Genomic DNA, 12,474 nt, shown 5'->3' with positions numbered 1-12,474 from the left:
TCACGTTCCCTCCCTGTTCTGATCCGATTCTATGTGAACTGATTACACTCTATTTTTCAGCTCCCAATAGTAAATTCTTTATACTATCCAACTGCAATTCCAGTGAATAGGGATCTTCCATGACGAACTCATCCTCTGTACCATCCAAGGAACCGTAGGCGTAGACTTGTCCTTTCTGCACAGCAGGCAGACGTTTCCAAACCTCGCTGTTCAGGATCTCTTTGGCGTCCTCACTACCCGAACCATATAAGAAGATATGATCTCCCATATACTCAGGCAGTACTTCAAGGGAGATCGTCTCGAATCCATCCTTCATTTCGAGTGCTTGCTGCGTTGGAGGCAGTTTCAGCATCTCATAGATCGTGGAACTACCATAGTTCCCGCCTTCTGCACCAAGTACATACAACGCTTTGTACCCTATTTGTATGATGGATACGGTCTCGCCTTCTTTGATTACACCATCAATCTGCTTCTTAGTCTCTTCGATATTCTCTTCATATGTCGTGATCCATTGCTCTGCTTCCTTCTCTTTTCCAAAAACACCAGCAATCCGGCGCAGCTTTTCCAGTGGGCCGGAAGTTTTATCGCCTTCCCAATAAGGTAAAAAGACGGTCGTTGCAATTTTTTCGTAATCCTCAATATTTTTATCAATGGAACCGATGATGAGATCCGGCTCAAGTGACACTAACTTCTCCAGATTCATTGGGAACTCTCCTCCCAAATCCTCAATACCAGCTATAACATCAGCAGCAATGCCAGACTTTTCAATCCATCCTTCGTTCAGCATAAATGTTCTTACACCAACCGGTACAATGCCCAGTTTCAGCAGGTACCCCATATATTGATCTGAAGCAACACGCTGCGGATTGGCCGGGATTACCACATCTCCCCTCATTGTAGAGACGGTCCGCGTCTCCGGCTGTGCAGTCGATTTCCCTGCCTCCGTTGCCTGGTTACCGGATTGTGTAGTAGCTGCATTGGTCTCTGTTTGCGTACCACTTGCAGACGGTGCTGGACTGGAACAGGCCGTGAGCAATAGCGTGAAACACAACATCATGCTTAGTGCTGTCATTTTGAATTTTCCTTGCATTATTAATTCCCCTCCAACATTCTTTTGATATTGATAATCAATATCATTATATAGATGGGAATGTAGCGATTGAAGGGCATTTTCTTGCATTACACTGGGCAAATCTTGCTTGTTGTTCAATACCAATGGCTGTTTCGAGTTGTTTAACCGTTGGCTTACTCCTTTTTTGTAGCGAATTGGAGAAAGACCTTTTATTTTTTTGAAACTGCGGCTCAGTGAATGTGCATCCGGATAGCCGATCTGTTCTGCAATCTGTTGCAGCGTAGCACTGGTATGCACCAGAAGATGTGCGGCCCTCTCCATTCGAATCTGTCCAAGATACTGGATGGGACTGATGTTTAACTTTTGTTTGAACAGCCTCGACAAGTGCCCCACACTGCATTCCATTACTTCTGCCATTACATCAAGAGCTATGGGCTCATGGAGATGAGCATTCATATATTCAATAGCCTGTGTGACCGTATCCGGTTTATGTGGCTGAATGGATTGTTCGTGTAAGTCTGTCAATAAAAGATAAACCCATTGATGAAATAAGGTTTTGGCATGTAACTTTGCAAGCTTAGTAGACTGCTCCCACTCCTGCTTCAATTCCTCCATACACTGATACATGTGTAGCGGACGGGTTGGTATAAGTGCATATTGGTCCTGAAACGGACGTTCATGGTCCATCAGATACTGAATTTCCATCCCACAGGGCAAGGCTAGAATGGCTTTGTACAAAATCATATAATACGCCACGCCCGAATCCGTCTCCATGTTTAAATACGCCTGCTTGCCTCCATGAATGATGTGGAATCCCTCCACGATGTATCTGTGTTGATCCATTCGTATGCGTGCACTTCCGTCGGTGATATATAGATAGGTACTTGCTGGTAGTTGATAATTCTTCAACTTCTCCCCAGGATGCAAAGCGTTTTGGCGTACATCCAGTATTTTGACAAAAACATGATTCCACAACCTGATGTGATCATTCAAATTCATATCCGCTGTACTTTCCCTCCCGCCATATTACATCGACATACCTTCTTGCTCCTCTTATGAACTGCCTGTAATTTTCGCTCATTATGTATATTTCATTTCATTATAAATTAATTGATAACAATTCTCAATAAAATAAACAATCGATATAAACTCATACAGATGGACACCCTATACAGACTACGATGCTTATGTACCGGGATAATAACGCCAGCATCAGCAACATTTTCTAACCTGTTGCAAAATCATAAAAGGCATGATATATTAATTGAGCCATCAATGATTGACGCATCAAATATTGATACATCAATGATCGAGAGCATCCAAATAATCATTAGGCAATGGCATTGTATACTGCAACATTAATCATTGGTTAACATACGCCGTTGTTCATGATTCAGATTCACCCGGGAGGTCTAGTCATGACACGTATTGTTTCCAAAGAAGAACAAATCATCAATCTGTTGAACGTGTTGGGTAACAAACTCAGTCCCAAGTTCGAACGCTGTACAGGTATCAGTTCCTCTCGCTTTGAAATTCTGCATGAGCTGGATCAGGTAGATGAGATTAACCAATCCATGCTGCAGAAAATCATTAACATTGATAGTGCTGCGATTACACGCCACTTGAAACAGCTTGAGGCGGACCTGATGGTTACAAGACGTAAGAATCCTGATGATAATCGGGTAACTTTTGTTCGTTTGACGGACCATGGTCGGAAGCAGATTGAAGGCTACAAAGCTGAGAAGACCAATTTTATTAACCAGATTTTACAGGATTTCAGTGAAGACGAAGTTCAGTCACTCGCCGATTTTCTGGAACGTATGCAGAACAATTTCTAAACCCATATATAGAGGAGAGATCCATGCATGAGTACAATTCAAAGCAAATTCCAAAAAACCAATGATTTTAACGAGATTACCTACGGTCGCCGTTCTGTTAAACTTTACGATCCTGAAGTGAAAATCAGCCGTGAAGAAATGACTGAAATTCTGTCAGAAGCTTCCCGTGCACCATCTTCGATCAATTTGCAGCCTTGGCGTTTTCTGGTTGTTGATACGGCTGAAGGTAAAGAAAAGCTTGCTCCACTTGCAAGATTTAATCAAAACCAAGTGTTGACTTCCTCCGCAGTCATTGGCGTATTCATTGACATGAACAACGTTGAATACATGGACGAGATTTTTGGTAAAGCTGTAGAACTTGGTTACATGCCACAAGACATTAAGGATATGCAACTCAAAACCGTAATGCCTTATTACGAAAAGATGGCTACTTCCGATCTTCGCGACGTTAACCTGATCGATGCTGGCCTTGCTTCCATGCAATTGATGCTTGCTGCACGTGCTCATGGTTATGACACCAACCCGATTGGTGGTTATGAAAAAGATCAAATCGCAGAAGCATTTGGCATGGACAAAGAGCGTTATCAACCAGTTATGTTGATATCGATCGGTAAATCGGCCAAAGAAGGTCACCCTTCTTACCGTCTGCCTGTAGAAACAATCACAACTTGGGCATAATATCAGGGACGGTTTCCCTGTAAGTCACGATTATACTGGTCAATAAGCATACATTCTTAACACATTCCAAACAAACACAATATGGAGGTTTTACATTATGATTATCATTCACGCTCATCTGCAAGTTAAACCGGACCAAGAGCAAACATTCCTCGCAGCTGCGAAAGAACTGATTGCTGCTACACGTCAAGAAGAAGGTAACATCAGCTACGATTTGGCAAAAAGCACAGAACGCGAACAACAATACACGATGATCGAGCTTTGGAAAGATGAAGCTGCTACAGCTTCCCACAACACAAGCGCGCATTTCCAAGCTTTTGTTCAACAAGCAGCAGCATTCATGGCCGCTCCAATGAACGTTGAAGTATTTGCTGGAGAACAAGTTAAAGCTTAATAGCGCTTTAACTGCCATGCGTATTTAACATGTGAAGAAGCCGCTCTTGGTCATATGACCGAGGGCGGCTTTTTAGTTTTCTTTTGAAAATAAGTTCACTTCAACAAAAAACACGCCAATTAAGGCGTGTTTCTTCACTCATTGAAGAGGCATTGAACAAGTGAACATGGACTACACGATCCGAGCCGGCGTGATGCTTTGCGGATTGTTAAACACATTTTTCGGGTCATACTTGGCTTTGACTCTCCGCAGTCTGGCATAGTTGGCTCCATAGTACACTGGACCGGAATTCTTGATCCCTTGGTCTGGAACGTTGATATAGGAACCCACAATGTATGGTTGCAATTTCTTCCGAGTATTACGAGCGAGTGCGATATTTTTGGCGCCATGGGATGGTTTGAGCCACGTACTGGTCCATTCCACATAGAACTTCTCTTTACGCCAGAAGAAGGCGGTTGATCTAGGTGATTTGCGACTTACTGCTCCGCCCCAGTTGAGGAAATAGAAGCCGCCTGGCCCCTCTTCCAAGTTCTCCAAAAATGCGCGCATCGATTTGATGGCTTTGTCAGGGAATGGTTTCTGTCCAAAACCGGACGAGAACTGGTTGCTATACCGTTGAGTCTCGGTCGGATCAGGTTGTAATAAGAACTTCACAACTTCCGTGTAAGGTAACAAACGAACAACGGAGCTCGTCGGTTTGCCAACACTCGTAATTGGCTGTAATAAACGGAGAGCCTCTGTTTTAGAGCCTAAGAACAGCCCTTCCATTAGGACGTTGCCACCCTTTTTCGGTCCGATGGACAACTCGCTGCCCAATCTCGTATCAACTGAGGGAGCCCACCTCTGCCATACTTTAAGTACCTCTTCGAATTGAGACCATGGCCAGGTGATTTTAAATACAGTAGCCTTCGCTGGAGCACGGCGCACTTTGAATTTGTAACGAGTGTATACTCCGAAGTTACCACCGCCGCCTCCCCGCGAGGCCCAAAAGAGATCTGAATTACGATTTTTATTGGCCCGAATCACTTTTCCTTTGGCGTCCACCATCTCTACCTCAAGCAGGTTATCACTGATAAGACCGATGGTACGCTGGAGAGGCCCAATTCCCCCACCTAATGTAATTCCACCGATCCCGACAGTAGGGCTGTCACCAAAAGGAGCTATGAATCCTTGTTTCGCAAGGGTGTTTGCAATTCTTCCCACTCGGTTTCCTGTTCCAACAACAACCGTTCCATTTTTTTTATCAAGTTTGATGGAATTCAGATCACTCACATCAATCACGATACCGCCATTCACTTGGGAAAGATTCACTTCCAGCGCATGTCTGCCACTCCGCGGACGAATCGGAACATTATTCTCACGAGCCCATCGGATCGCGTTGGATACATCCTTCGTCCGTTGGGCAAAAACAAAAACTTTGGGAAATCTGTCCGTATGCGGGTCCCAGTTCTTACGCGCCGCTTCATATCCTGGATCACCTTTGTAAATAACCCGTCCGGTAAGCTTGGTTGATGATTTCACACATCCCACTCCCTGCTGAATAATTGTCCTACAGCCTCTGCTGCATCAAGCACTTTATACTGTATGACGGACATTCGCGGAGGGAATGGGCTGGTGCCTTAATTTCAAGGTTAGTGTCTCAGAGCAAGCAAAAAGGAATTTCCCTTTCAGGCCACAGACAGCCTTGAGGAAAATCCCTTTCATGTTGTTGAACTAGTCTTTGCTCAAATCAGAATCAATTCTGATTAACTTGCGCGCTTCCTGTTCTTTTTCACCATACCAGACGAGCACATCGGCAAACAAATCCATGATGCGAATAAAATTCTGCTTGTCCACATCCGAAATCTGATCTGCATACTTGAAAATCTCATCAAAGCAAAGCTCCCTTACAAATTCGGTGTACTTCGCATATACCTCTCGACCTTTTGCCGAAGGTTTGACGTATATGTCTTTGCGGTTGCCGCTTAAATGAAATTTTTCGAGCAGACCTTTTTCCGTTAGATTCTTCACATTTTTGGAAAATGTACTCCGGCTTACGCCCAGGCGTGCGGCCATTTCCGACATCTTCTCTTCCTTGTCCTCGGCTTCCAGAATGTATTCCAGGGTCTGAATCTGTGAAGCCGAGAACATCATATCTGTACCATAACTTCGCTGCAGCTTATAGGTGTTTGAGTACGCATTACCGTATTTGATAATTTTCTCAATCAGTGCCCGATGGTCGCCCATCCAATCTAATTTCATGCGTAATCCCTTTCATATTCAGATTCTCTCTCTTACTCTACTGAAATCAGATCCGTTTTTCAATCCATGTAATGGCTTCTTCAATCACATCATCACGAGTCGGTTCATTAAATATCTCATGCATCAGATGAGCATATATTTTGAGTGTTTTATCCGTTGAAGCGATATCCCCGTAAAAGTCACGAGAATCCTTTTCGCTGACCAGTCCATCATTGGCTCCATGCAGTACAAGCACGGGATCTGTAAACTGTCTGGCGTTCTCCTTGAGCCATGTTATGCCATTTCCCAGACTGTTAAATAAATCTACAGAGATCTGCTTTTCCACCAGTGGGTCATTTGCGTAAGCGGATACAACTTCAGGATCGCTGCATACACCGCTGCCCAGTTCATTCGGGAAATACGTGCCTGTAGGAAGATCCATCGGCAGTTCTCCGGCAACTTTTGTATTGTAACGAGTGAGCGCTCCGGATAGCACGATGCCTTTAACCTTGCCAGGATATTTCGTTCCAAAGGATGAGGTTGCAAACCCCCCCATACTATGCCCGATCACAAACAGTGGAAGATCACCGCTCTCTTGCAATGCCGCCTCAACAATGACATGAACATCTTCAATAAGATGATCAAATTCTTTATAGAACGTTCGCTGTCCTTCCGATCTGGCATGACCGCGATGGTCAAAGCGATATACGTTAAACCCGCGCTGGCTCAGCTTCTCTGTCACATAATCGTAGCGCCCTGCATGCTCAGCTAGTCCGTGTACAATAACAACAGCGGCTTTTGCATTTTCTACTGTATCCTTGCTGAAATAAAGCTGTGTACCGTCAAAGGATTGAATGCTTTTCTCAATTTTAGTCATCGTTTCCCCGTCCTTTTTGTGATGTCCAAGCTTAAGCACCGAGAGATCATATCCTCCGCCCTACCATGGACACGCTTATTATTATTTCAATCAAAAATAATATTGTTTCTTACAGAAACAATATATCATCCGACATGGCTGTTGTCCACAGTAAATTTAAAGCGTTCTCAAATAAATAAGTATCACTGCTATGAATCATAAAAAAACCACTAAACACTCGAGAATCCTTGTGTTTAGTGGGAGGCATTTAGCATTTAGTTCATCTCATCAACAGCAGTCTTACCAGCGATTCGCCCAAAAGTAAAGATATCCGTCAAGGCATTACCGCCTAAACGGTTGCCTGCATGTATACCTCCTGCAACTTCCCCAGCGGCATACAGATGTGCAATCGGCTGACCGTTTTCATCCAATACGCGAGTTTGGGTGTCGATCCGGATACCACCCATTGTATGATGAACCGCCGGTTTTCTAGGCGTAGCATAGAATGGAGACTTCTCGACTTTTAAGCTAAACGTATCCTTATGGAACTCCGGATCAAAGCCCGCATCCACATATGAGTTATACTTATCAATCGTATTTCTAAGAACTTCAGGTTCCATATTGATTTTCACTGCCAGTTCTTCTATGGTATCGGCTCTGAACAAGGTACCTGCTTCGACCTGACGGTCTATCTTTTCCTGGCTTGTATTCGCTGCGGTTTTCTTAATCTCGTCATCCGCAATCAGGTAAAATAAACTTCCCTGCTCGATAGCCGCTTTTGTTAAGACATCTCGTCCAGAGAATTCATTAACAAATCGTTCTCCCTTTTTGTTCACAATGACAAAGTTTTCAGGCGGTACTTGTAGTCCACTGAAGAGTTCGCCCGTTTCCGGATCGGCTACCGGCATCATTTGAGTGAAGCCCATGCCTGTCAGTGCTGCTCCTGCACTCTTACCAAGCGATATTCCATCACCCGTCATCGCATAGGAATTTGTTGTTTTGATATCATCGTCAATATGGCTCCAGTACGTGTTATATTCCTTGAGCATCTGTGTATTTGCACCAAAACCACCACTAGCAAGAACAACCGCTTTTGCATGAATGGTAATTTTCTGTCCGTTAACTCCGGTTGCGATGACACCTGTTATTTTTCCATCTTCGATGATCAGTTGTTTGACCGGGCTATCTGTAATAATTTTTCCTGAATGCTCTTCTACATATTTGCTAAGTGCAATGATAAAGGCAGAGCCATAACTTTTGACAGGTTTATGACCACGGCGCCAAAGGGCACCCACTGGAGCAAACACGATGCTCTTATCGTATTCAACACCGATATCCTCAAGCCATTGCACACTTTCCAAGGCATGGTCTGTAAGTACTTTAACCAGATCGTACTGTCCATAGATCGTGTTTCCATTCAGGTCCGTTCGTTTGCCCCCGAAATACGTTTGCATTCTGTGAAGCAGCGGGGAATCAAATAAATAAGCCTTTTCTGTACCGAACTGTTCCTGATACGCAGTAAACTCTTCTTTGAGTGCATGAAAATCATCGATATATTCCGGATGGATCAAGCTCTCATCGGTACTTAATAAATTCTCAATCGTCTGTCTTTCCCCTGGATTCTCAGTGAACTGTTGTTGCCATACAGGATCTGCAGCATTAACAGGACCACCTGAGCGGATCGTGTTTCCCCCAACAGCAGGATATTTCTCAAGCACAATCGCACTTGCTCCATACTGTAAAGCTGTAGCAGCCGCACTGAGTCCAGCGCCGCCTCCTCCTACAACGACTACATCACAAATATATTCCTCATCATTCTTCATCTGACTGCTGGCAGGTTTTGGACGTCTTTTCAGAATATCCGGGTTAACTCCGGCAAGTTTAACCGCTTTGGATACACCGTTAATCACAGCGTTACTCGTTTCAGAAGCACCGGAGAGAGCATCCACATTCAGCGTCTGTCCCTCGATAATTTTATTCGGGATTCTTACAAAAACAACATCCGCGATACCTTCGGTTTCTCCCGTGGAATCAATATCGATGCTTTCGATCCGATTTTCACTAAAGGATACCTTCATCGGCAGATTGCCACTATGACCTATGGCATTGACCTCATACACACCGGGATGATAAGTGAATTCTTCTTCTTCGTTCAACTGATTTGAAATTTTGGCAAACCGAAGGAACCGCAGGAAACATGTTTCCAGGAAATCGATCGTTCCTTCATTGTTCAGGTTACCTGATTCGTCAAATGCTTTATGTGCGCTGCCAAGCAAAAATTCATACCCTGGCATCACGTTAGCTTCGACACCTGGTGCATCCAGGATTTGACGAAGATGCAACTGTGCACGCGAGGAACCTTGTGTTCCCTGTGACGCACCAATGATCATCACGGGTTTGCCAGCTAGCGGATGGATTTCAAAGCTCAACCATTCCAGCAGGCTTTTAAGGGATGAAGGGATGGAATGGTTATATTCTGGAGTCGCAATAATGACACCATCACTTGCCATAATTTTTTCATTAAACGATTGTATAATTGCACTGTTTGTTTGGTTATCGGACTGATTAAACATCGGAACATCTGTAATATCGAGGATTTCAATGGCTGCTCTGGACTCAAAATGCTTTTGCATGAATTGAAGCAGCTTGCGATTATACGATTTCTTTGCATTTGTGCCAACGATCGCTATGATTTTCATTGTGATTAGCCCCCTACTCTTGCCAGGAAAATTTTTTCGTTTTTTTCTTCAACGTTCGTTTTGACAGCAGTTCCGTAGTGATCTCCGTAAACAAAACAAACTCCCTGAAGATTTCGTCAAGCTCCGCTACTTTGTCAGCGTCAATGAGATTACCACTACTATCAAATGCACTCTGTGATTTTCCCAAAAGAAACTCGCTGCTAGGCATCATTCTCGCACCAAGCTCAGGCGAATCCAGGATTTGTCTAAGGTGCGCTTGTGCCCTGGAAGAACCGAGTGCACCATGTGAAGCACCCACAATCAGAACCGGCTTGTCTTTCAAGGTTTGAGTGGTATAACTGATCCATTCCAGCGCACTTTTCAGAACGGCAGGAATCGCATGGTCATACTCAGGAGTAGCGATAATGACACCTTCCGCTTTAGAGATTTGATCTAATAAGTCTTGTACCTTCACAGGAATATCAACTTCAGCATCCTCTAATTCATCTTTTTCAATAAAAGCAGGCAAATCCTTAATTTCAAACAAGTCAATCTGGGCTTCACTAGCAAAATGCTTTTGCATAAATTGAAGTAGCGTCCGGTTGGTTGACACATCCGAATTTGTGCCCACGATAGCTAAATAGTTCATCATAATCCCCTCTCTGTCATTCGAGATGATGTTCGTAAATGTCAGACTCGTTCTTTCGGCATAACTCTAACATTCAAAGCTCAAATGATCTAATAGTTATTCATTGCAGTTTGATAACTAATTTGTTATAATCACCTCAAATTCAAAGTTTGTTACTTTTTTCACAAAGGGTGAGGAACATGTCTAAGTTAGAATCTCAAGATATCTTGTGTTACATTGACAGCCTATTGAAATACAGTAACTATAGCAGAGCTGCCCAATCCCTTTACATATCTCAGCCCTACCTCACTAAGGTTATCAAGAAAATCGAAAGTGAGTTGGGCTGTGAGCTAATCACTCGCAACAAACTTCCGTACCGATTAACCGAGCAGGGGAAAATATATTATCAATACCTAACGTCACTCGAACATAGCTACGCCAAGCTTATAAGGGAAATCTCATATGTATCGGATATTGACAATAAAGTGTTACGGATCGGCATTCTTCCGAGCCTCGGTGCGTACTTAACGCCCCTTTTTTTACCAGATTTTCTGGAGCTTCATCCTGCTTATAAAATTAATCTTGTCGAGGATTTACCTGAAAAAAATGAGAAACGTCTCCAAAATAATGAGTTGGACTTCTGGATTGGGCAAAATTCAAGTAGTATCTCCCCTAACTTGAACTCGTTTAACTGGGGCAGGCACAGTTACCAGGCCATCATTCCGCGTTGCTGCGAATTATATCAAGAGAATGTTGCAGTCATCCAGGAGGGCACGATTGAGATCAGCACCATTTTGAATCAACAGCTTATTCTAACGTCCAAGGGTTCGGCAATCCGAAAACAAATTGATCAATTGCTCAGTGTTTACAAGATACAGCCTAATATCGTGATGGAGAGCAAAGAAATCTATACGGTACTGAAGCTGGCAAAGCATAATTTAGGTCTGACCTTTGTGCCTGAAAGCATTCATATCAAGGAGTGCCCTTCGGAATACAACATCTATCCTATCCCTGTAGAGAAGATGAGTCTGGATTATTTTATAGCCCATCATGGAGAAAAAAAGTTGAATAGCGTGGATCATGACCTCATCCATACTTTTCTCAATCACGGACAACAATGTGCAATATAGGAGGCTATCATGAAAACTTTTACGAGAACGATACCGCTCATGGGAACGAACATATCTCTCTATATCGAGGGGACAGATGCTGAAGAGCTTGCCGAGGAAGCAGTGAATATGCTCATCCGTTATGAACAAGTATTTAGTGCCAACAGTGAGTACTCGCAGCTTGCCATGTTAAAAAAAGAAGCCGCATCACATCCGCTTAGAGTAGACAAGGAATTGTATGATCTTATAAAGATAGGCAAAGAACACAGCCTGAATAAAGATTCATTTTTAAATATTGCGATAGGGCCTTTGATCAAATTGTGGAGAATTGGTTTCCGCGAGGCACATGTGCCGGAGGATACAGAGATTAAAGCGGCGCTGGAGCTCTTGAATCCGGAGCATATACAGCTTGACGATGAGCAGCAAACGGTTCATTTATTCAAAAAGGGCATGGAAATCGACCTTGGAGCGATTGCTAAAGGTTATTTTGCCGATCAAGTTATGTCATTTTTCAAAAAAAACGGAGCTGCATCAGCTATGGTCGATATGGGCGGCAATGTTCTGGTTCATGGCGATTCTCCCACCGGGTCCAGTTACTGGAAGGTTGGAATCCAAAATCCCTTTTTACCTAGAGGAAATGCAGCAGCACTCGTTAGTATACGCGAGCAATCCGTTGTTACATCAGGAATATACGAGAGAGTTTTAGAAAAGGAAGGGAGTCAGTACCATCATATATTTAACAGCAGAACAGGTTATCCCATCGAAAGTAATATCGCTTCTTTAACAATTATTGCGGATCGATCGCTCGACTGTGATATATATACTACAGAATTATTTGGGTTAGATGCGGTCTCGATTATTCATCAAGTAAATCAAATGAAACATATCGAAGCTGCCGTAATTACGACGGATGGAAATCTGGCCTATACAGATAATCTTAGAGGGAGAATTGAGCCCGTATTAAGGTAAAGTGAACAGACCTATGACATAGTTGATAGCAT

11 protein-coding genes are annotated in these 12,474 nt (G+C 43.4%); 5 read left to right on the top strand and 6 right to left on the bottom strand.

What is annotated here, in order from left to right:
- Positions 1-49 precede the first annotated feature (49 nt).
- Positions 50-2,071: an AraC family transcriptional regulator gene (locus tag MKY87_RS25630; RefSeq protein WP_340966745.1), complete on the bottom strand. Its 2,022-nt coding sequence runs from the start codon at positions 2,069-2,071 to the stop codon at positions 50-52.
- A 419-nt stretch (positions 2,072-2,490) separates the two neighbouring features.
- On the opposite strand from MKY87_RS25630, the gene MKY87_RS25625 reads away from it, so the two are divergent.
- From MKY87_RS25625 to MKY87_RS25615, 3 genes are all read left to right on the top strand, one after another.
- Positions 2,491-2,910 (top strand): MarR family winged helix-turn-helix transcriptional regulator, encoded by a 420-nt coding sequence (locus MKY87_RS25625; RefSeq protein ID WP_036609779.1) that lies wholly within the window; start codon positions 2,491-2,493, stop codon positions 2,908-2,910.
- Between the two features lie 27 nt (positions 2,911-2,937).
- A complete protein-coding gene (locus MKY87_RS25620; RefSeq protein WP_339784818.1) occupies positions 2,938-3,588 on the top strand; it encodes a nitroreductase family protein in 651 nt (216 codons plus the stop codon).
- Positions 3,589-3,685: 97 nt separating this feature from the next.
- Entirely contained in the window at positions 3,686-3,982 is a 297-nt protein-coding gene (locus tag MKY87_RS25615; RefSeq protein WP_074094400.1) for a putative quinol monooxygenase, read from the top strand.
- A 171-nt stretch (positions 3,983-4,153) separates the two neighbouring features.
- Here MKY87_RS25615 and MKY87_RS25610 read toward each other — a convergent pair whose 3' ends face one another.
- The 5 genes from MKY87_RS25610 to MKY87_RS25590 all read right to left on the bottom strand — a co-directional run bounded on the left by MKY87_RS25610 (position 4,154) and on the right by MKY87_RS25590 (position 10,388).
- Positions 4,154-5,503: an FAD-binding oxidoreductase gene (locus MKY87_RS25610; RefSeq protein ID WP_340966741.1), complete on the bottom strand. Its 1,350-nt coding sequence runs from the start codon at positions 5,501-5,503 to the stop codon at positions 4,154-4,156.
- A 192-nt stretch (positions 5,504-5,695) separates the two neighbouring features.
- Positions 5,696-6,223 (bottom strand): MarR family winged helix-turn-helix transcriptional regulator, encoded by a 528-nt coding sequence (locus MKY87_RS25605; protein WP_340966739.1) that lies wholly within the window; start codon positions 6,221-6,223, stop codon positions 5,696-5,698.
- A 46-nt stretch (positions 6,224-6,269) separates the two neighbouring features.
- Complete coding sequence (locus tag MKY87_RS25600) at positions 6,270-7,079, bottom strand: alpha/beta hydrolase (RefSeq protein ID WP_339784824.1); 810 nt, start codon at positions 7,077-7,079, stop codon at positions 6,270-6,272.
- Between the two features lie 254 nt (positions 7,080-7,333).
- On the bottom strand, positions 7,334-9,757 hold the full coding sequence (locus MKY87_RS25595; RefSeq protein ID WP_340966738.1) for a flavocytochrome c: 2,424 nt from the start codon (positions 9,755-9,757) through the stop codon (positions 7,334-7,336).
- Between the two features lie 13 nt (positions 9,758-9,770).
- The gene (locus MKY87_RS25590; RefSeq protein WP_340966736.1) at positions 9,771-10,388 is read right to left on the bottom strand and encodes an NADPH-dependent FMN reductase; all 618 of its coding nucleotides are present in this window, start codon (positions 10,386-10,388) and stop codon (positions 9,771-9,773) included.
- A gap of 176 nt (positions 10,389-10,564) precedes the next feature.
- Here MKY87_RS25590 and MKY87_RS25585 point away from each other — a divergent pair, with 176 nt between their 5' ends.
- Together MKY87_RS25585 and MKY87_RS25580 are read left to right on the top strand one after the other, a co-directional pair.
- A complete protein-coding gene (locus MKY87_RS25585; RefSeq protein WP_340966735.1) occupies positions 10,565-11,494 on the top strand; it encodes a LysR family transcriptional regulator in 930 nt (309 codons plus the stop codon).
- 9 nt (positions 11,495-11,503) lie between these two features.
- Positions 11,504-12,442, top strand: a complete 939-nt coding sequence (locus MKY87_RS25580) for an FAD:protein FMN transferase (RefSeq protein ID WP_340966733.1) — start codon at positions 11,504-11,506, stop codon at positions 12,440-12,442.
- The last annotated feature ends 32 nt before the right edge of the window (positions 12,443-12,474 follow it).

The sequence above is a fragment of the Paenibacillus sp. FSL R7-0198 genome, from assembly GCF_038000415.1.
Taxonomy (GTDB): Bacteria; Bacillota; Bacilli; order Paenibacillales; family Paenibacillaceae; genus Paenibacillus.
The sequence above is the reverse complement of the archived record's forward strand: the minus strand, read 5'-3'. Positions and strand labels throughout refer to the sequence as shown.

Bases quoted from the DNA above. Each gene is read 5' to 3' on its own strand.
- MKY87_RS25605 (WP_340966739.1), bottom strand. From the start codon at position 6,223: ATGAAATTAGATTGGATGGGCGACCATCGGGCACTGATTGAGAAAATT.
- MKY87_RS25625 (WP_036609779.1), top strand. From the start codon at position 2,491: ATGACACGTATTGTTTCCAAAGAAGAACAAATCATCAATCTGTTGAAC.
- MKY87_RS25595 (WP_340966738.1), bottom strand. From the start codon at position 9,757: ATGAAAATCATAGCGATCGTTGGCACAAATGCAAAGAAATCGTATAAT.
- MKY87_RS25620 (WP_339784818.1), top strand. From the start codon at position 2,938: ATGAGTACAATTCAAAGCAAATTCCAAAAAACCAATGATTTTAACGAG.
- MKY87_RS25590 (WP_340966736.1), bottom strand. From the start codon at position 10,388: ATGATGAACTATTTAGCTATCGTGGGCACAAATTCGGATGTGTCAACC.
- MKY87_RS25585 (WP_340966735.1), top strand. From the start codon at position 10,565: ATGTCTAAGTTAGAATCTCAAGATATCTTGTGTTACATTGACAGCCTA.
- MKY87_RS25600 (WP_339784824.1), bottom strand. From the start codon at position 7,079: ATGACTAAAATTGAGAAAAGCATTCAATCCTTTGACGGTACACAGCTT.
- MKY87_RS25580 (WP_340966733.1), top strand. From the start codon at position 11,504: ATGAAAACTTTTACGAGAACGATACCGCTCATGGGAACGAACATATCT.
- MKY87_RS25615 (WP_074094400.1), top strand. From the start codon at position 3,686: ATGATTATCATTCACGCTCATCTGCAAGTTAAACCGGACCAAGAGCAA.
- MKY87_RS25630 (WP_340966745.1), bottom strand. From the start codon at position 2,071: ATGAATTTGAATGATCACATCAGGTTGTGGAATCATGTTTTTGTCAAA.